Genomic DNA, 20,262 nt, shown 5'->3' on the forward strand with positions numbered 1-20,262 from the left:
ACCAGATCCGCCAACGCCTCGTCCGTACGCCCCGCGATCGGCGAACCGATCGCGACGTCCTCCCCCGCACCCAACTGCCGCAACAGCACCGCAAGCCCCGCCTGCAGCACCATCGACACCGTCGCACCCCGCCCCCGCGCCAGCGCCTCCACACCGGCCAGCAACTCCGGCTCCAGGACGAACTCCACCGTGTCGCCGCGGTGGTCGGCCCGGACCGGCCGCGGCCGGTCGGTGGGCAGGGTCAGCGGCTGCGGCACACCGGCGAGTTGCTCCCGCCAGTAGGTGGACTGGGTGGCGAGCAGGCTCTCCGGGTCGTCCTCGTCGCCGAGCAGCTCGCGCTGCCACAGCGTGTAGTCGGCGTACTGGACCGGCAGCTCCTCCCACGCGGGGGCCCGGCCCGCCCGGCGCGCCGTGTAGGCGGTGACCAGGTCCCGGGCCAGCGGGGCCAGCGACTCGCCGTCCCCGGCGATGTGGTGCAGCACCAGGACCAGCACGTGCTCGTCCGGGGCGGAGGTCAACAGCGTGGTGCGCAGAGGGAGTTCGGCGCACAGGTCGAAGCAGTGGCCGGCCGCCTCGGCGACCGCGGCCGCGACGTCCACGGCCTCCTGCCGCAGGACGGTGACCTCGGCCTCCCCGGTCGGCAGGATCCGCTGGTACGGCACCCCGTCCGTGTCCTCGGCGAGCAGGGTGCGCAGCGCCTCGTGCCGCCCCACCACGTCGCGCACGGCCTCGGCCAGCGCCTCGGTGTCCAGTTCACCGGAGAGCTGGAGCCGGCCCGCGATGTTGTAGGTGGCCGTGGGGCCCTCCAGCCGGTGCAGGAACCACATCCGGCGCTGGGCGAAGGACAGCGGCAGGCGCTCAGGGCGCCCGGCGGCACGTACCAGCGCGGTGCGGGCCCGGGCTCCCGTGCCCAGCCCGGCGGCGAGTGCGGCCGGTGTCGGGGCCTCGAACAGCGTGCGGATGGGCAGTTCGACGCCGAGGACGGCGCGGATCCGGCTGACCAGCCGGGTGGCGAGCAGCGAGTGCCCGCCGAAGTCGAAGAAACCGTCGTCGATGCCGACCCGCTCCAGGCCGAGCACCTCCGCGAACAGCCCGCACAGCACCTCCTCCTGCGGGCTTCGCGGCGCCCGCTGCGAACCGGCGGCGAACTCCGGCTCGGGCAGCGCCCGGCGGTCCACCTTGCCGTTCGGGTTCAGCGGCAGCGCGTCCAGGAGGACGAAGGCCGCGGGCACCATGTACTCGGGCAGGCCCCGTGCCGCGTGCTCGCGCAGCGCGCCGGGGCCGATCCGGCTGCCGGGCGCGGGGACGACGTAGGCGACCAGTTGCTTGCCGGCTCCCGGGACACGCCCTTCGCGGGCGGTCACGAAGACCTGGGCGACCTCGGGGTGGGCCGCCAGGGCCGCCTGCACCTCGCTGGGCTCGATCCGGAAGCCGCGCAGCTTGACCTGGTCGTCGACCCGGCCCACGTACACGATGCGGCCGTCGGTGTTCCAGCGCACCAGGTCACCGGTGCGGTACATCCGCTCGCCGGCGCCGAACGGGCAGGCCACGAAGCGCTCGCCGGTCAGGGCGGGCCGGTTCAGGTAGCCGCGGGCCAGTCCGGTGCCCGCGATGTACAGCTCGCCGTCCACGCCGACCGGGACCGGGCGCAGCGCGGCGTCCAGGACGAAGGCCCGCATGTTGTCCAGGGCTCGCCCGATGGGCACCTCGGGGTGGTCGGCGGCGACCGGTCCGACCGGGTGGCCGGTGCAGTAGGTGGTGGTCTCGGTCGGGCCGTAGACGTGCACCACGGAGGTGTCCGGCTGCCGCTCGGCGATCCGGCGCATGGCCCCGGGGTTGACCTTCTCGCCGCCGGTGAGGATCTCACGCACCCCGGCGAAGCACTCCACGTGGTCCTCGACCAGGAGATTGAACAGGGCCGTGGTGAGGAAGACGGCAGTCACCTCGCGACGCACCATGACGTCGGCGAGCCGCTCCACGTCGGTGTCCCCGGGCGGGGCGACTACGACGGTGCCACCGCCCAGCAGCGGAACCCACAGCTCGTAGGTCGAGCCGTCGAAGGAGTGCGGGGAGTGCAGCAGCACCCGCTCGTGCGCACCGCCCTGCCAGGCCCGGTCCGACGCCAGCGCCACGACGTCCTTCTGCTGCGCCGCGACGCCCTTCGGCTCCCCGGTGGAACCGGAGGTGTACATCACGTACGCCAACTGGTCCGGGTGCACCGAGACCTGCGGATCACTCTCCGGACACCCCTCGGCCCCGACCAGATCACCGTCGCTCAGCAGCACCGCCGCACCCGCCTGCCGGCGGATCCACTCCAACCGCTCACCCGGCCACGCGGCATTCAACGGCACGTACACCCCGCCGGACTTGGCGACCGCCAGCAACGCCACCACCAACTCGACCGAACGCTCCATCAGCACCGCCACCGGCACCTCCGCCGACACACCCCGCCCGATCAGCCAGTGCGCCACCCGGTTCGACCACGCATCCAACTCCGCGTACGTCAGCACCCCTTCCTCACCCACCACGGCCACCGCGTCCGGCGTCGCACCCGCCTGACGGCGGAACAACTCCGCGACCGCCCCCTCCGGCACACCCGTCGCGGTGTCGTTCCAGTCCACCAGGACCCGCCGCCGCTCCTGCACCGACAGCACCTCGACCTGCCCCAGACGCAACCGCGGCTCGGCGGCGACCGCGGCCAGCAGGCGCTGGAAGCAGCCCAGGATCCGGTCGGCGTCCTCGGCGGTGAAGGCGGTGGGCTGGTAGTCCAGGCGCAGCCACAGGCCCTCCTCGCCGGGGACGGCGGCGAGGACCAGGGGGTAGTGGGTGGCGTCGGCGATGTCGGTGAGGCGCCCGCGCAGGCCCGCGCCGGTCAGCTCGGTCGAGGTGACGACGGGCAGGCCGGGGTAGTTCTCGTACACCGTCAGTGTGTCGAACAGCCGCCCGGCGCCGGCGAGTTCCTGGATCTCGGTGAGCCCGAGCTGGTGGTGGGCCAGCAGGGCGGCCTGCTCGTCCTGGAGCCGACTCAGCAGCTCGGCGAAGGTGTCGCCGGGCTCGAAGCGGACCCGGACCGGCAACGTGTTGATGAACAGGCCGATCATGGACTCCACGTCGGGCAGTTCGGCGGGGCGGCCGGAGACCACGGTGCCGAAGGTGACGTCGGAGCGGCCGGTCAGGCTGCCGATCAGGACGCCCCACAGTGCCTGGACGAGGGTGTTGACGGTCACGCCGAGCTCGCGGGTGGCCTCGGCGAGGGCGCGGCCCTGTTCCTCGGTGAGCCGCGCGGTGATCCGGTGCGGCTCCTGGGCCCGGGCCTGCCGGTGGTCCGGGGCGACCAGGGTCGGCTCCTCGACCCCGGCCAGGGCGGTCTGCCAGGCCTGGCGGGCGGCCACCCGGTCCGTGCCGGACAGCCAGGCCAGGTAGTCGCGGTACGGACGGGCCGGCGGCAGCGCCGAGGTGTCGGCACCGGCGTGGTACAGCGCGAGCAGTTCGCCGAGCAGCAGCGGCATGGACCAGCCGTCGAGCAGGATGTGGTGGTTGGTGGCGACCAGCCGGTACCGGTCGGTACCGAGCTTCACCAGGACGAAGCGGAGCAGCGGCGGCCGGTCGAGGGCGAAGGGACGTCCGCGCTCCTCCTCGGCGAGGTCGCGCGCGGCCGCCTCGGGATCGGCGTGGTCGGACAGGTCCGCCTCGGTGAACGGTGCCTCGCAGGCGGCGCCGACCACCTGCAGGGTGGTGCCGTCGGCGCCCTGGCGGAAGCCCGCCCGGAGGTTCGGGTGCCGCTCCAGCAGGGCCCGCAGGGTGGCCCGCAGCAGGCTGGGGTCGACCGGTCCGCTCAGGTCGAGGGCGAACTGGGCGGTGTAGACGTCGCCGGTGCCCCGGTCGTAGCCGGCGTGGAAGGCGAAGCCCTCCTGCAGCGGGGACAGCGGCAACAGATCGTGCAGCCCGTCCCGGCCGAGCTCGTCCTCCAGTGCCGCGATCTCGGGCTGGGTGACGGAGACCAGCGGGAAGTCGGAGGGGCTGTGCCCGCCGACCTGTCCGGCCTCGGCGAGCCGGACCAGCTCGGTGAGGGCGGCGAACCAGGCCTCGGCCAGGGCGCGGACCCGGTCCTCGTCGAGCAGTTCGCCCGCCCAGGACCAGGCGGCGGTCAGCACCGGCCCGTCCGGGGTGTCCTCGGCCTGGGCGTTCACCTCGACGACGTGGGCCAGCGGCAGCTCCGGGTCGGCTCCGGCGCCGAAGGCGGCGGAGCGGCCGAGCACTCCGGTGCCGCGCTCGGCGCGGATCCGGCCCAGGTAGTTGAACCCGATCTGTGGTTCCGGGCCGGCCGCGGCGAGCCGGGCTCCGGCGTCGGGGTCGAGGTGGCGCAGCAGGCCGTACCCGATGCCCTTGTCGGGGACGGCGCGCAGCTGCTCCTTGACCCGTCGGACCGCGTCGACGGCGTCGCCGTCGCCGGGGTCGAGCCGGACGGGGTGGACGGCGGTGAACCAGCCGACCGTCCGGGACAGGTCGAGGCCGAAGGCGTCCTCGCGGCCGTGGCGCTCCAGGTCGACGGTCACCGGCCCACCGGTGCCGCGCCACCGCCGTACGGCGAGGGCGAGCGCGGCCGGCAGGACGTCGCCGACCTCGCCGTGGAAGGCGGCGGGCACGCTGGTCAGCAGGGGGGCGGTGACCTCGGCGGGCAGCCTCAGTTCGATCCGCCCGGCGGTGGCGACGGTGTCGCGGGCCGGGTCCAGGGCCCGGTCACCGAGCAGTGGGTCGGGCCCCGCAAGCATGCGCTGCCACAGCTCGGCCTCGGCCGCGCGCGCCCGGGCCTGCTCCGCGAGCCCGAGGGCCCAGCCGCGGAAGGACACCGGCACCGGGGGCAGGACGACCGGCCGTCCGGCGGCGGTCGCCTCCAGCGCGGCCGTCAGGTCGGGTAGCAGGATCCGCCAGGAGACGCCGTCCACCGCGAGGTGGTTGACCAGGAACAGCAGCGTGCCGTCGGCGGCCGTGCCCGCGTCGTACCACAGCGCCTGCACCATCACGCCCTCGGTGGGGGCCAGCCGGTGCTGCGCGGCGCGGACGTCCTCGGTCACCCGCTCGGCCGGGTCGCCCGCGGCCTCGATCCGGCGCAGCACCTGTTCGGCGCGGGTCGCCCCGGCCGGCGGGACGGTCAGCGTCCAGCTCCCGTCGTCGGCCGGCCCCCGGCGCATCCGCAGCACGTCGTGGTGGTCGAGCAGGGCCTGCACGGCGGCCAGGACCTGGGGCTCGGTCAGGCCTGCGGGCACCGCAGCGCCCATGGACTGGTGGAAGCCGTCGAGCGGGCCGCCGAGTTCGGCGAACCGCCGCATCAGCGGGGTCAGCGGGACCTCGCCGGTCGCCTCCGCCGTCGGCCCGGACTGCGCCACGCCGGCCGGCCCGTTCTCGGCGGCGCGCAGGGCCAGTGCCTCGGGGGTCCGGCAGCGGAACACGTCGCCGGGGGTGAGCTCCAGGCCCTCGGCGCGGGCCCGGGAGACCAGCTGGATCGCCACGATCGAGTCGCCGCCGAGGTCGAACAGCGAGTCCTCGGCGGTGACCTGCTCCCGGCCGAGCAGGTCGGCGTAGATCCGGCACAGCAGTGCCTCGGCGGGGGTGCGCGGCGCGCGCGAGGAGCCGCCCGCGGGGGCCGCGGGCTCCGGCAGCGCGGCCCGGTCCACCTTGCCGTTGCGGGTCAGGGGCAGCGCCGCCAGCGCCACCACGGCGCTGGGCACCATGTACTCCGGCAGCCGCTCGGCGAGCGAGCGCCGGACCGTCTCGGGGTCGGCCCCGCCGACCAGGTAGCCGACCAGGCGCTTGGTGCCGTGGAGGTCGGTACGGACCACGGCGACGGCCTGCTCGACGCCCGGCTGGGCGCGCAGGGCCGCCTCGACCTCTCCCAGCTCGATCCGGAAGCCGCGCAGCTTGACCTGGTCGTCGACCCGGCCCACGTACCGCAGGCAACCGTCGGCGTCCCAGCGCACCAGGTCACCGGTGCGGTACATCCGCTCGCCGGTCCCGAACGGGCAGGCCACGAAGCGCTCGCCGGTCAGCGCGGTGCGCCCCAGGTAGCCGCGGGCCAGTCCGGCGCCGGCCACGTACAGCTCGCCCACCGCCTCCGGCGGCACCGGGCGCAGCCAGTTGTCCAGGACGTGCGCGCGGGTGCCCGGGGCCGGGCGGCCGATGGTGACCGGCGCGCCGGCGGCGAGCGGTTGGCTCATCGCGGCGCACACGGTGGTCTCGGTCGGACCGTAGCCGTTGAGGATCCGCCGGGTGGGAGCCCAGCGGTCGATCAGCTGCGGCGGCACGGCCTCGGCGCCGACGAGCAGGTGGGGCAGGACGCCCTCGGGCAGTTCGGGCACGCTGGCCAGGACGGCGGGGACGATGACCGCGAGGGAGATGCGCTGCCCGGTCAGGAAGTCGGCGAGGACCTGTCCGGCCAGCGCCTCGGGGCCCGGCACGACGAGGGTGGCGCCCGTGGTGAACGCCATCAGGATCTCCCAGACGGAGATGTCGAAGCTCGGCGAGGACAGCTGGGCCACCCGGTCGCCCGGCCCCACGGGGAAGTGCTCGTGCTGCCCCGCGACCATGTCGGCCAGGCCTGCGTGGGTGACCGCCACGCCCTTGGGAAGCCCGGTGGAGCCCGAGGTGTAGATGACGTACGCGGTGTTGGCCGGGACGGTGCCGGGCTCGGGCGCGGTGCGCGGCCGATCGGCGCCGGCGGCGAGGGCGGCGGTGAGCGCCTCCTCGTCCAGGACGAGCCGGGGGGCCGTGTCGGCGAGCATGCGGGCGATCCGCTCGGCCGGGGCGCCGCGGTCGACCGGCAGGTAGGCGCCGCCCGCCTTCAGGGTGGCCAGCAGCGCGGTGACCATCCGGGCTGAGCGGGGCAGGATCAGGGCCACGACGTCCTCGGCGCCGACTCCCCGGTCACGCATCCAGTGCGCCAACTGGTTCGTCCGCTCGTCGAGTTCGCGGTAGGTCAGGCTGGTTCCGCCCTCGACCAGCGCGACCGCGTCCGGGGTGCGGGCGGCCTGCGCGGCGAACAGGGCGGGGAAGGTGGCGGGCGGGACCGGGGCGCCGGCGTCGTTCCACTGCGCCAGCCGAGTGCGCTCGCCCGGGGCGAGCACGTCCAGGCGGCTGACCGGCAGGTCGGGGTCGGCGCCGGCCAGGGCGTCGATCAGCCGCTCCATCCGGGCGGCGTGCTCGGCGAGGTCGCCCTCGTCGTAGAGGTCGGCGTTGGCCTCGACCTCCAGCCGCCAACCGCGGCCGTCCTTGCGGTCCATGACCAGGAAGCCGAGGTCCTGGGTGGGGCCGGTGGACAGCACATGGCCGACCGCCTCGGCCTCGCCGAACCGCAGCGTGTAGTCGAAGTTCATCACGTTCACGCCGGGGCCGACGAGCCGCTGGCCGGTGCCGACCACGTTCAGGTCGCGGCTCATGTCCTCGTACCGGTAGTGCTGGTGGCGCAGCGTCAGCAGCGTCTGCTCGGCGACGCGGTCGAGCAGACCGGCCACGCTGATGCCGGCGTCGAGGCGGACCCGCAACGGGGTCACGTTGGCGGCCATGCCCGGCACCTTGCGGGTGCCGCGGGCGGAGCGGGCGGCGGCCGCCAGGCCGAGCACGATCTCGTCGGCGCCGGTGGCCTGCTGGGTGTACGCCGCGGCGGCCGCGATGACCACGGTCGCCTCCAGGACGCCCTGCTGACGGGCCAGTTCGACGACCCGGTGCACGGTGTCCCGGCCCAGTTCGCCGGAGTGCCGCAGCACCCGCCGGGGCAGGTCGGGCAGCCGGCTGGTGCGGGTGAGCCGGGGCGGTTCGGGCAGGTCGGCCAGGTAGTCCGTCCAGAACTCCCGGTCCTCGGCGTACCGTTCGGAGTTCCGGTAGGCCTCCTCGGCGTCCCGCAGCACGTGCAGCGGGGCGAAGGGGCTCGCGCCGGTCTCCTGACCGGTCGCCAACCGGGTGTAGACCTCGGCGATGCGCCGGATCACCAACCAGATGCCCCAGGCGTCGTTGGCGACGTGGTGGAAGCGGTAGAAGGCGACGAAGCGGTCCTCCGCCAGCTTCCACAGGTCGATGGTGAACGACTGCCCGCCGGTCGGGTCGATGACCTCGGCCATGGCCTCGCGCATCCGGGTGTGCGCCGCGGCCCACGGGTCGCGCTCGCCGCTGAGGTCGGCGAAGGGAACGTCCGGCGCGTCCTCGTCCAGGACGTACTGGACGACGTCCTCGCCGCGCACACCGATCCGCGAACGCATCGTCTCGGCCTCGGCGACCACCTGGGCCACCGCCCGGCGGAACAGCGCGTGGTCGACCGGTCCGCAGATGTCCACGTATTCGGCCGTCCCGAGCACCGGATTCCCCGGGTCGATCTGCTGAAGCATCCACAGACCCCGTTGCGACGCCGTCAGTGGAAATTCAGGACGCGCGTTTCCATGCATGGCAGAAACCTTCCCCAACCCCTCGTGAGCCGGCGCTCGACCATTCTTCGCAGATGAATTCGATGGGAGCAGGTGCCGGACTCGTGACCCACAATTACGGACTGGTGTGATCGCGCATTCATTCTAATCGTTGTCGGCCGACCCGGAACTGCGCAGTTGAACGATGCCGATCCGGAACAGCACGAGGAGCGCTGCAAACAGCGAGCCGAAAATCGGCATGAGCAGCGGCATAGCCGGCGAAAGGCACAGCGGCACGAAAAAACGGCAGGCACGGCGCTCCGTGGGGCACCGTGCCTGCCGTTCCCGGCGGCGGGTCAGGCGCGTATCTCGAGCGTGCAGCACTTCACGCTGCCGCCACCCTTGAGAAGTTCGGACAGGTCCATGCCGATCGGCTCGAACCCGCGCCCGCGGAGCTGCTCGGCCAGCGTCTGCGCGGCCTCCGGGATGACCACGTGGCGCCCGTCGCTGACCGCGTTCAGGCCGAACGCCCCGGCGTCCTGCTCGCCGACCAGGAGCGCGTCCGGGAAGAGCTGCTCCAGGACGGCCCGGCTTCCGGCCGAGAACGCCGCCGGGTGGTACATGACCTCGTCCCCGTCCAGCACCGCGAGCGCGGTGTCCAGGTGGTAGTAGCGGGGGTCGGTGAGCCGCAGGCCGATGACCGGCTTGCCGAAGAACTCCTGGGCCTCCAGGTGTCCTTCGGGGGTGCTGCGGAAACCCCAGCCGGCCAGGACGAAGTTCGTGGTGACGAGGAAGTCGCCCTCGCCCTCGTTGACGAACTCCGGGTCGAGCACCTCGGTGAACCCGTTGGCGCGGAACCACTCCTGGTAGGCGGGGCCCTCAGCGGCCCGCTCGACGTTGCGGAAGCGGGCGCCGAGCACCTTGCCGTCCACCACGGTGGCGCCGTTGGCGGCGTACACCATGTCGGGCAGGCCGGGCAGCGGGTCGATCAGGTCCACCTGGTGCCCGAGCGACAGGTAGAGGTCGTGCAGGCGCTCCCACTGCATCACGGCCCGGGCCGTGTCCACCGGCTTGGTCGGGTCCATCCAGGCGTTGATGGCGTAGCTGACCTCGAAGTACTCGGGGCGGCACATCAGGTAGCGGCGCGGACGGGCGGTGCGTCCCGGCACACCGCCGGGGGTCCGACGAATCGTCATGGTAACTCCGGTCCGGTCGTCTCGGGTGGGGGCGGTTCAGGCGCCGACGGCCTGCGCGGCCATCGCGTCGCGCAGGCTCTTCGGACGCATGTCGGTCCAGTTCTGCTCGATGTACGCCAGGCAGGCGGCGCGCGCGTCCTCACCGAAGACGACCCGCCAGCCGGCCGGCACCTCGGCGAAGGCCGGCCACAGGGAGTACTGCTCCTCGCCGTTCACCAGGACGTAGAACCTGCCGTCCTCGGCGTCGAACGGGTTCGTGCTCATCGTTCCTCCACTCTCGGGATGTTCTCGGGATGTGTTGCGATCGACCCCGCGGACGGGTCAGGACACCGTCTGCGGGCTGGTACGACGGCCGACGAGGGAGTCGGCGATCTCGCCGCTGCGCACGGCGATGTTGGACAGCAGGGAGGACGCGAGCCCGTGCGTGTGCTCGGTGCCGCCCTGGAGGTAGATGCCGCACCGCAGTTCGGGCGAGGTGACCAGCCGGTAGTCGCGCTCGACGCGGTGCCGGCCCTCGGCGTCACGCAGGCAGTGGACGTCCAGGTCGCCGAGCAGGCCGGCCGGGTCCATGACGTCGTAGCCGGTCGCGCAGACCAGGAGGTCGACGTCCAGGTCGGACACCTGCTCGGTGGCGAGCGAGTGGACGCTGATCCGGACCTCGTCGCCGATCCGCTTGACCTGCTCGGCCCGGGCGAGGTTGACGAAGCGCAGCCGCGCGGCGCCCGCCACCTCGTCGTCGTACGCCCGCTGGAACAGCGCGCGGATGACCTCGTCGTCCACCACCGAGTAGTTGGTGTTCCGGTGGTACCGCCAGAACGCCTCCCGGGACCGGTCGGAGCCGAAGTAGTACTCGTCGGTCGCCGCCGGGTCGAACACCTGGTTGGCGAAGGGGGTGTCGTCGGCGATCGAGTAGCCGTAGGACGGCAGGATCGCCGAGACCTCGGCGTGCGGCAGCTCGTCGTAGACGTGCCGGACGATCTCCGCCGCGCTCTGTCCGGCGCCGACGACGGCGATCCGGCGCAGTCGGCGCGGGTCCATCGCCCGGAACCGCTCCAGGAACTCGGAGCTGTGCCAGACCCGGTCGTCCCGGCCGATGCCGATGGGCATCCTCGGGACCAGGCCGGTGGAGACGACGACGTTGCGGGTCCGGACGGCGCTGGTCTCCCCCCGGGTGTCCCGCACCACGACCTCGACGCTCTCCAGCGGGCCGGGGCCCGCCCCGGCGGGGCGGCGGATCCCCGTCACCTCGACGTTGTAGGTCACCCGGTCCGCGAAGCCCGCCTCGGCCCACTCCAGGTAGTCGTGGAACTCCAGCCGGGTCGGGAAGAAGTCCTGGTTGTTGACGAACTGCGGGAGCCGACCCCGCTCGTGCAGGTACGAGATGAAGCTGTACCGCGAGGCCGGGTTACGGAAGGTCGCGAGGTCCTTCAGGAAGGAGATCTGCATCTTCGCCGACGGCAACAGCATGTTGCGGTGCCAGCCGAGTCTCGGCTGCCGCTCGAAGAATGCGAACGCGACCGGTTCGCCGCACCGCGCGCTTTCGTGCTCCTCCAGCGCGACGGCGAGCGAAAGATTCGACGGGCCGAATCCCACGCCGACGATGTCGAGTATTTCCCGTTCAGTTTCCACTGACGTCTCCCGCAGGTGATGTTTGCATCAACCGGCCCATGAGAGCGGCCGCTTCTCGGTGTCTTCCGGAATCCCGCTGCGCGAAACACTGTCGCACACGGTCGCGGATTTCAGGCTCCTTTTCCTGACTGAGTTTGAACATGCCGTCGGCGCCGGTCACCTCGAACCGGAAAGCGCCCACCGCCGGCACGATGCTGCGGAAGTAGTCGAGCGATCCGGTCATGTCCCACTCGACGCCGAGCTCGGAGCCGAAGTCCCGCTCGAAGGCGCGCACGGTGGCCTTCACCACCTCCAGCGTCTCCTCGATCGTCGCGATCTTGCGGAGCACGCCGCGCACGTGCACGGCGGTGAAGTTCCAGGTCGGCGAGGCCGGCGTCACCCCGTACAGGGTCGGTGAGACATAGGCGTGCGGGCCGGTGAAGGTGAGCAGCGCCGTCGTGCCGGACTCCAGCGCCGCCCAGTGCGGGTTGGCCCGGTTCATGTGCCCGACCAGAAGGCCTCCGCTCAGGTCCGGCGGCCAGTCGCCGGTCATCGCCGGGTCGCGGATCACCGGCAGGTGGGTCACGCGGGGTCCGTCGGCGGCCGGGCCGTTGGTCACCAGTTGCGCCAACGGGTTGCGGCGCACCAGCTCGGCCATCCACGAGCCGTCCGGCTCGCGATAGCACTCGGGGACGAACATACGGGTCTCCTTGTCTGCGTTCGGTGTTCGGTGTTCGGGAGGCGGCCGATGGCACCGCCGGCCCGGGTCGCGGCCGCCGGGTCACCGACCACCGGTGACGGCGGCCAGGTGACGCCGGGTCACGGGCGGCGCGTCTCCAACTCGGCGGCCAGGCGCAGCCAGTGGTCGGCGCAGCGGCGCGCGGCCTGCGCCAGCAGCTCCACCTGGTGGCCCGGGACCCCCTGGGCCATCCGGTGCCAGTCGTCGTCGTCGCCGATGTGGTGGTCGCTGAGCATCCGCAGCAGCCTGCGGCCCGCCTCGGTGCGCAGCGAGGGGTCCTTGCCCAGACTCGACAGCACCAGTCGGCGCGGCTGCGCGGGCCGGACCGGGTCGGCCTGGCGTGCAGGCACGGTGCACCCGCGGGGCTCGGTCCCGGCCGCGCCAAGGCGGCCGCGGGGGGCCACCGGGTCCTGCCCGGCGCGCATCCGGTCCCGGACGTCCTTGGCGGTGGCCGGGGCAATACCGGCCGACTCGGCGATCTCCCGCAGCGAGGCCTCGGGGTGGGCGGCGATCAGCTCGGCCGCCCGCCGACGCCCCTCCGCCGCGTGCAGCGGCCTGGCCCGTCCGTCCCGGCCCACCCGGACGTTCAACTGTCCGTCCTGGTCGGTCGAACGGCGCCGCAGCGCCGCGACGGTGCCGGCCGCAAGGCCGGTGCTGGCGGCGACCCGGCGGTCGGACCAGTACGGGAAGGCCGCCAGGATGCGGTCGGCCGCGGCGTTGCGGTCGGCCTGGGTCAGCGGCAGGCCGTGGGCGATGTTCAGCCGGACTGCGAGGACGAAGGCGTCGGCCTCCTCGCCGTCGAAGAACTCGACCTCGATGCCGTCGTCCCCGCGCAGCTGCGCGGCGCGCAGCCGGTGCATGCCGTCGATCACCCGCATGGTGCTGCGCTGAACCAGGATCGGCGGCAGCCCGGTGTCCAACTGGGCCAGGACCCGGGCGTGTTCGTCGCTCTCGCCGTTGACGCGGGGCGAGTGGGAGGGCTGCAGCAGGTCCAGCGGAACCCGCGCCCGCTCGCGCCCCGTGCCGCCCGCGGTGGGCAGGGCCGTCCTGAGCGGTGTGACGTCGGTGACCTTCATGAGGTGTCCGTTCCTCCCCGTACTGAGCTCCGCATCAACAGGCGAGACAAAAGGAATTCCGAGGACTGGAATGCGCAGGCAGGGCGTCTGCGGCAATGAGAACCGTAGGCTCCGGTCAAGTCGGCGGACAGTGAAGGCTTAACCGGTCTCCGCATGAATTCCACGCCCGTCGGATGTGAATTTCTCACCCCCAGGTCTTCCCCCACCCGTGCGCGAGGCCGCGCGACCACACCGCCGTCGAAGCGATTCTGACGCTTCCTTGATGCGCAGCGGTCTTGACTTCCGGGCAGCCGTACGGATCCCGGAGTGGCCCGTTCCGGAATCCGTGAGAACTTCACATCCGCGCGGTGAATCCACCACTGTCTGCGCCTGACCACGTCAGGCAGGATCGCAACCGCCCCGCAAGACCGACCGGACAGGAGTGATGACACCATGAGTACCACCACCCTTCCCCTCGCCCGCCTGGGCGAGCTCGGCGTGACCGGCGCGACCTCCCCACTCGTGATCGAGGACCTCGACGGGTCCTTCGACAACGGCACCGCCCTCTTCACCGCCTGCGTCCTGTACCCGCCGCTCGAGCGGTCCCACGGCCGACCGGTGTCGGGCGCCCGCTGAAACGGGAGACGGGGGAAGTGATGCAGGAAACGGGGGGGACAGAATTGACCACGGCGGATATGGGCGGCGCCCGTCTCGGCCTCAAAAGCCACCTTTCGGCATTCCCGGTCCCCGGCGAGGCCGTCTATCTGGTCTCGCAGCGCGGGGTCACCGCGCTGTCCGGCCGGCCCGCCGCGATCCTGGTGCCGCTCCTGGACGGCAGCCGGGACGAACCGGCCGTGGTGCGGGACGCGGCGCCCGCGATGGGCCGGGACGACGTGCTCGCCGCGCTGCGCAGCCTGGAGGCGGCGGGCCTGCTGCGCCGGCGCGCCCTCGGCTGGGCCCCGGACGCCCCGCCGCAACCGGTGGACCGGGCCGAGGAGGCGTACTGGGACCTGGCCGGCCTGGACGGCAGCCGGGTTCCGTACACGGTGGCCGCCCGCCCGGTCCACCTCACCGCGCTGACCGACGTCGACCTCGACCAGGTGCGCAACGCCTGCGCCGAGTCGGGGCTCACGGTCACGGCGTCCAGGCCGGACGCAGCGCTGGAGATCGTCCTGTGCGACGACTACCTGGACCCGCGGCTCGCGGAGATCGACGCCGCGCACCGCCTGGCGGGCCGGCCCTGGCTGCCGGTGGCGGTGGGAACCGCCACCTCCTGGGTCGGGCCGGTGTTCCGCCCCGGCGAGGGACCGTGCTGGCACTGCCTGGCCACCCGGTTGCAGGACCACCGCCACTCGGAGTCGCCGCTGCGGCGCGCGCTCGGACTGGACGGTCCGCCGCCCCGGCCCATGGCGACACTGGCGGCGGGTCGCTCAATGACCGTGCACCTGGCTGTACTGGAGGCCGCCAAGTGGCTGGCGGGTGTGCGCAACAGCGCTCAGGACGCCGTGCACACCCTGGACACCCTCACCTCCACCGCTGCGGCCCATCCGGTGGCCCGGCGCCCGCAGTGCCCCGCCTGCGGAGACCCGGGCCTGGTCGCCAGGCGGGCCGCCGCCCCGTTCGTCCCGGTCTCCCGTCCCAAGGCCGCCCGGCACCTCAACGGCCACCGGGCGCTGACCCCGGCCCAGATGCTGGAACGTTACGCCCACCTGGTCGACCCGGTCACCGGCATCATCCGGGAGATCCGCCGGGCGCCCGGCAGCCCCTCCTTCGTCCAGGCGTTCCTGTCCGGGCGCAACCTCGCCATGCGCAGCGCCTCGCTGGCGGGGCTGCGTGCGGGCCTGCGCTCGCTCAGCGGCGGCAAGGGCCTGACCGAGGAGGAGGCCCGGACCAGCGCGCTCGGCGAGGCGGTCGAGCGCTACAGCGGCACCCGGCACGGCGACGAGCCCACGCTGCGCGCCAGCTACCGCTCGCTCGGTCCGGTCGCCGTGCACCCCAACGCCTGCCAGCTGTACGCCGAGGCCCAGTTGGCGGACCGGGACGGGTGGAACGAGCGGGGTTCGCAGCTCCAGTACGTCCCCCCGCGCTTCGACGAGGACCGGCCCACCGACTGGACGCCCGTCTGGTCCCTGACCGGGCGCACCCGGCGGCTGCTGCCGACCTCGATGCTCTACTACAGCGACCGGGCCGCCCCCGACGGGCTGTGCGCGGACTCCAACGGCAACGCCGCCGGCAGCTGCGCGGAGGACGCGCTGGTCCAGGGGTTCCTGGAACTGATCGAGCGGGACGCGGTGGCGCTGTGGTGGTACAACCGCACCCGCCACCGGGCCGTCGCCCTCGACGCCTTCGACGATCCCCGGATCGACCGCCTGCGCGCCACCTACCGCGACCAGCACCGCGAAACCTGGGCGCTCGACCTCACCTCGGACTTCGGCATCCCGGTGGTGGTCGCACTGTCCCGGCGCACCGACAAGCCGGCCGAGGACGTCATCTTCGGCTTCGGCGCGCACTTCGACCCCCGGGTCGCCGTGTGCCGGGCCCTGACCGAGATGGGCCAGCTGCTGCCCCTGGTCGCCGGGGTGACGCCCTCGGGCTCGGGCTACCGGATCAACGATCCGGACGCGCTGGCCTGGTGGCAGCACGCCACCCCGGCGAACCAGCCGTACCTGTGGGCCGACCCGGAGCGGCCGCCGGCCGGTCCGGACGCGTGGACGTACGCGCCCACCGACGACCTGCTCCAGGACGTCTCTTTCCTCACCGAGTTGGTGCGTTCCAAAGGAATGGAACTGCTGGTCCTGAACCAGACCCGGCCGGACCTTGAACTGCCCGTGGTGAAGGTGATAATTCCCGGACTGCGGCATTTCTGGCCCCGCTTCGGCCCGGGTCGACTATTCACCGCACCGGTGTCCCTGGGTCACCGCAAGGAGCCGACCCCGTACGAAGAGCTGAACCCCATTCCGCTTTTCGTATGACTCATCGGCTGACCCATGATCAGGAGTCACACCATATGATTCCTCCAGTCACAGCCGCCGGCCGGCAGGAAGACAACGGGGGAAACCATGGTGGAGACTCACGGTGAGGCGGGGTCCACTCGGGAGACGACGCCCTCCGGTCCGGACACGTCGGATCTCACGACCCGGCTCTCGGCCCGGGCCATCCTCGTCGTCGCCCTGCTGTGCTACAGCGGCGTCACCGTCAACAACCTGTTCGGGGCACACCTGTCCCGCGCGGCACTCGTCATCTGCGTCGTCTGCCAACTGGTCATGTTCTTCCTGCAATTGAGGCACTCCAGCCCGGGCGCCGCCCGGGCGCCGCTGCGGCAGAAGTGCCTGACCCTCGGCACCCAGGCGCTGCTGACCTACCTGCCCATCACGCTCTTCCACAGCGTCTGGGGCTCCATGGCGGGATTCCTGGCCGGCTCCCTGCTGCTGCTCCTGCCCGGCTGGCTCGCCTGGGCCACGTACGGTTTCGTCGGCCTGACCATGGTGATCCCGCCGGCGATCGACCATCTCTCCACCCAGGACAGCGTCTACCTGCTCCAGTCGACCCTGCTGACCGGCCTCGTCGTCTACAGCCTGTCCCGGCTGGCGGCGCTGGTGCAGGCGCTGCACGAGGCCCGCGGCCAGCTGGCCGACATGGCCGTCACCCGGGAGCGCCTGCGGTTCGCCCGCGACCTGCACGACCTGCTCGGCTACAGCCTGTCGGCGATCACCCTCAAGACGGAGCTGATCCAGCGGCTGGTGACCACCAATCCGCGGCGCGCCCTGGACGAGGTCGGCGACGTCCTGGAGATCTCCCGGGAGTCGCTCGCCGACGTCCGCGCCATCTCCAACGGCCTGCGGCACATGTCCCTGAAGCAGGAGCTGGGTTCGGCCCGGTCGCTGCTGGAAGCGGCGGGCCTGCGGGTGCAGGTCGAGGCGGACACCGAGGAGTTGGAGCTGCCGGTCGACTCCGTCCTCGCCACCGTGCTCCGTGAGGCGGTCACCAACCTGCTGCGGCACTCCCACGCGACGTTCTGCACCGTACAGGTCGCCCGGGAGGCGGGTCTGGTCCGGCTGACCGTGACCAACGACGGCGTGGACCCCGCCTACCGGGACACCTCGGCGCACAGTGGCAGCGGCCTGGGCAACCTGCGGGAGCGGCTGCTCGTGCAGTCGGGCACGCTGAACGTCGAGCGGGGCACGGACGGCACGTTCCGGCTGATCGCCGAGGCCCCGGCCCGGGGCCGGCTCAAGTCGGTCGGCCGGGACGAGCGGGGCGAATCCGCCGCCTGACCCGGCCGTCCGGCCCCGGCGCCCTCTCCCGACGATCGATTCCGGCGCCTGATCACACGTCAACCATCCGCCCCTGGAGGAACTTCGCCGTGACCATCCGCATTCTGCTGGCCGAGGACATGCACATGGTGCGTGGCGCCCTGGTCGCACTCCTCAATCTGGAGGACGACCTGGAGATCGTCGGTGAACTCGAACGCGGCGACGAGATCCTGCCCACCGCCCGGGAGCTCCGGCCGGATGTGGCCGTCATCGACGTCGACCTGCCCGGTATGGACGGACTCGCCGCCGCCGCCCTGCTGCGCAAGCACGTCCCGGAGTGCCGGACCGTGATCCTCACCAGCCTCGGCCGGCCGGGCACGCTCCGCCGCGCCCTGGAGGCGCAGGTCTCCGGTTTCCTGCTGAAGGACGCCCGGCCGCAGGAACTGGCCACCGCGATCCGCAAGGTGGCGGCGGGACAGCGGGCGATCGACTCCCAACTCGCCCTCGCCGCCTGGGGAAGCGCCGGGACGCCGCTGACCGAGCGGGAGACGGAGGTGCTCCAGCTGGCCGCCGACGGGGCCGAACCCCGGGAGATCGCGAACCAGTTGAACCTGTCCCTGGGGACCGTGCGCAACTACCTGACCACCACCGTGACCAAGCTCAACGCCCGCAACCGGGTCGACGCCATCAAGCTCGCCCGCGAGGCCGGCTGGCTGCTGTGAGGCGGCGCCCGGTTCAATCCTCCGGCGACGCCGGCCGACTCGGCGACCCGGGAGCGGCGTCGCGGATGTGGGTGAGCATGCCCGCGGCCACCAGGTACTCCAGGATGCTGCGGGTGACCGACCAGGGCAGCGGAAGCTCCCGTGAGACGGCGTCCGGCGTGGTGGGCCAGGCCAGCCTGGCGACCACCCAGGCCGCCTCCGGTCGGTGCAATTCGACCCGGTACGCGGCACCCTCCCGCCGGAGCACGATCCGGTTGCCGTCCACCGTGAACGATGCGCCCTGGGGCAGTTGCAGGCGACTTCGGGACGGGAGCCGGGCCACGGCGAGGAGGGCGGTGGGCACCAGGGGGACGACGGAGAGCAGCGGGCCGCGCAGATCGTCCACGCCCAGGGTGCACACCACGAGGTGCGGGATGCGTTCGAGGACACGGGAGAGGGCCGACTGCACTTCGTCCGGCGAGAGGCCGCTGTCCGAGCCGGCCTCGACGTTGGTGAGGAGTACGGGGCCGAGTTCCATGCGCCGGAGCGCCTCGGCGACGACCAGCGGTTCGTCCTTGATGTGTTCGGTCCCGAAGAGACCGACCAGAACAAGCTCACCGTCGAGGGCGCCCGGGTGTACGGCGACGTCCTCGGCCAGCGACCACAGATGCACGACGGGGCACTCGTCCATGATTCCCACCGGCTCCCTCGTCTCGACGGCTCTTAGCCGGAGTATGCGAGCAGGGAAGTGGCCGCGGACAGTAAGGAAATCACGAAGCCGGTGTGAAGATGTCATACCTCGGCTTCAGGCGGGAAGCCGGCCGGTGAGCAGGAAGGCGGTGAACGGGCCGCTGACCCGGGGATCGCCGAAGTCGACGCCGTGGCCCGCCGCGTCGACGGTCAGCATGGCGGCCCGGTGGCCGAAGGCGGCCAGGGTCTGCCGGGCGCCGGAGTACGGGGTGGCGGGGTCGTACCGGTTCTGCAGCAGCAGGACGTTGCGCGGCCCGGCGGGGTTCGGGCGCACCTGCGGCTCCTTCGGACGGTAGTGCCAGAAGGCGCACGGCCAGACGTTGCCGCCCATCCCGGCGGTGAGCGGGTAGCGCTCCCGGTCGGCGGCGGTGCGGGCCGCGTAGTAGGCCGGATCGCGCGGCCAGGCGGAGTCGTCGCAGATCACGGCATCCTGCGCGGCGACGAAGTTGTCCGGGATCACCCGCGGGAGCGGGCTGCCCGAGGAGCCGCCCGGCGGCGTCGTCGTGGCGCGGGTGGCGGCCCGCTGCAGGACGACGGCCGCCAGCGGGTAGTAGCGCGGGTTGGTCAGCGAGGAGTACGTGACGGCCCGTAGCACGGTGCCGGTGAGCGTCCGGCCGTCGGCCAGGACCAGCGGCGCCCGGTCGAGTTCGGCGCCCAGCCGCAGGTACGCCGCCCGCACGGCCTCGGGGGTGGCGCCGAGGTGCAGGGTGGCGTCACGGGCGGCGAGGTACCCGGCCAGGGCCGGGAAGGTGTCCTCGGCGCCCTCGCCGAACAGGCTCACCCCCTGCTGCTCGCCGCCCGGGGCCACCGTGCTGTCCAGCACGACGCGGTCGGTGCGGGTGGGGAAGAGGCTCGCGTAGACCTGGCCGAGGTAGGTGGCGTACGAGGTGCCCAGGTAGGAGATCCTGCGCACGCCCAGCGCGGCCCGGATCCGGTCCAGGTCGCGGGCCGAGTTGGCGGTGGTGATGTCGGCGAGGTAGGAGCCGCCCGCGGCCGCGCAGGCGTCGGCCACCGTCCTGGCGTAGGCGAGGTTCGCGGTGATCGAGCCGTCGGGGGCCGGAAAGGGGTAGTTGAGCTGGGCGGCGCGGTCGGCCTCGGACAGGTCGCAGTGCACCGGGGTGCTGTTGCCCACGCCGCGCTCGTCGAAGCCGATCAGGTCGTAGGAGGCGAGCACCGCGGGCGGCAGGAACGACACCGCCTCGCCCGGGTAGTCGAGTCCGGAGCCGCCGGGCCCGCCGGGCACCACCACGAGGTCGCCCTTGCGGTGCGCCGGGTCGGCGGTGCGGATCCGGGAGACGGTGAGGGTGAGGGTGCCGGACCGCCGGTCCCGGTAGTCGCGGGGGACGCGCAGGGTCGCGCACTGCTCGCGCGGATCGCGCGGGAACGGCACGCCGTTGGCGTTCAGGGTCGGCGCCGGGCACGCGCCCCAGGCGAGCGCGGCGGGAGCGGCAGGAGCCGTGGGAGCGGCTTCGGCGGCGGAGGGGGCCAGGACGGCCGGCAGCAGCACGAGGCACACCAACAGGCCGCCGGTCGCGGCCTTCCGGCGGAGGAGTGCGGTCATGGCGCGACG

Annotated in this window: 12 protein-coding genes; 4 read left to right on the forward strand and 8 right to left on the reverse strand. The window is 72.9% G+C overall.

The annotated features are described in order from the left end of the window. The 6 genes from ACIOJE_RS37070 to ACIOJE_RS37095 form a co-directional block, all read right to left on the reverse strand. On the reverse strand, positions 1–8,375 hold an 8,375-nt coding region (locus ACIOJE_RS37070), incomplete at its 3' end, for an amino acid adenylation domain-containing protein (protein ID WP_400782603.1). A gap of 371 nt (positions 8,376–8,746) precedes the next feature. Next, complete coding sequence (gene ddaH / locus ACIOJE_RS37075; protein ID WP_280684455.1) at positions 8,747–9,586, reverse strand: dimethylargininase; 840 nt, start codon at positions 9,584–9,586, stop codon at positions 8,747–8,749. Between the two features lie 36 nt (positions 9,587–9,622). Beyond that, positions 9,623–9,850, reverse strand: coding sequence for an MbtH family protein (locus tag ACIOJE_RS37080; RefSeq protein ID WP_280684454.1), 228 nt, complete (start codon positions 9,848–9,850; stop codon positions 9,623–9,625). Positions 9,851–9,907: 57 nt separating this feature from the next. After that, positions 9,908–11,215 (reverse strand): lysine N(6)-hydroxylase/L-ornithine N(5)-oxygenase family protein, encoded by a 1,308-nt coding sequence (locus tag ACIOJE_RS37085; RefSeq protein ID WP_400782606.1) that lies wholly within the window; start codon positions 11,213–11,215, stop codon positions 9,908–9,910. Continuing rightward, positions 11,205–11,894 carry an FMN-binding negative transcriptional regulator gene (locus tag ACIOJE_RS37090; protein WP_400782608.1) on the reverse strand — a complete coding sequence of 230 codons (690 nt, stop codon included), beginning with the start codon at positions 11,892–11,894 and terminating at the stop codon, positions 11,205–11,207. The genes ACIOJE_RS37085 and ACIOJE_RS37090 overlap by 11 nt, the downstream gene beginning before the upstream one ends. A 119-nt stretch (positions 11,895–12,013) precedes the next feature. Next, a complete protein-coding gene (locus ACIOJE_RS37095; protein ID WP_400782610.1) occupies positions 12,014–13,009 on the reverse strand; it encodes a streptomycin biosynthesis protein in 996 nt (331 codons plus the stop codon). A 432-nt stretch (positions 13,010–13,441) separates the two neighbouring features. Between ACIOJE_RS37095 and ACIOJE_RS37100 the strand changes: the two genes are divergently transcribed. The 4 genes from ACIOJE_RS37100 (at position 13,442) to ACIOJE_RS37115 (ending at position 17,963) form a co-directional block, all read left to right on the forward strand. Next, complete coding sequence (locus tag ACIOJE_RS37100; protein ID WP_280684448.1) at positions 13,442–13,624, forward strand: hypothetical protein; 183 nt, start codon at positions 13,442–13,444, stop codon at positions 13,622–13,624. A gap of 20 nt (positions 13,625–13,644) precedes the next feature. Next, positions 13,645–15,960, forward strand: coding sequence for a TOMM precursor leader peptide-binding protein (locus ACIOJE_RS37105; RefSeq protein WP_400782665.1), 2,316 nt, complete (start codon positions 13,645–13,647; stop codon positions 15,958–15,960). Positions 15,961–16,047: 87 nt separating this feature from the next. Continuing rightward, positions 16,048–17,262: a sensor histidine kinase gene (locus ACIOJE_RS37110; RefSeq protein ID WP_280684445.1), complete on the forward strand. Its 1,215-nt coding sequence runs from the start codon at positions 16,048–16,050 to the stop codon at positions 17,260–17,262. A gap of 89 nt (positions 17,263–17,351) precedes the next feature. Beyond that, the gene (locus tag ACIOJE_RS37115) at positions 17,352–17,963 is read left to right on the forward strand and encodes a response regulator (protein WP_400782614.1); all 612 of its coding nucleotides are present in this window, start codon (positions 17,352–17,354) and stop codon (positions 17,961–17,963) included. A gap of 13 nt (positions 17,964–17,976) precedes the next feature. On the opposite strand, the gene ACIOJE_RS37120 is transcribed toward ACIOJE_RS37115, so the two are convergent. Further along, positions 17,977–18,633 carry an NADH oxidase gene (locus tag ACIOJE_RS37120; protein WP_400782617.1) on the reverse strand — a complete coding sequence of 219 codons (657 nt, stop codon included), beginning with the start codon at positions 18,631–18,633 and terminating at the stop codon, positions 17,977–17,979. Positions 18,634–18,747: 114 nt separating this feature from the next. Beyond that, positions 18,748–20,253: an alpha/beta hydrolase gene (locus ACIOJE_RS37125; RefSeq protein WP_400782620.1), complete on the reverse strand. Its 1,506-nt coding sequence runs from the start codon at positions 20,251–20,253 to the stop codon at positions 18,748–18,750. Between the last annotated feature and the right edge of the window lie 9 nt (positions 20,254–20,262).

It is taken from the genome of Kitasatospora sp. NPDC087861, from assembly GCF_044742585.1.
GTDB lineage: Bacteria > Actinomycetota > Actinomycetes > Streptomycetales > Streptomycetaceae > Kitasatospora.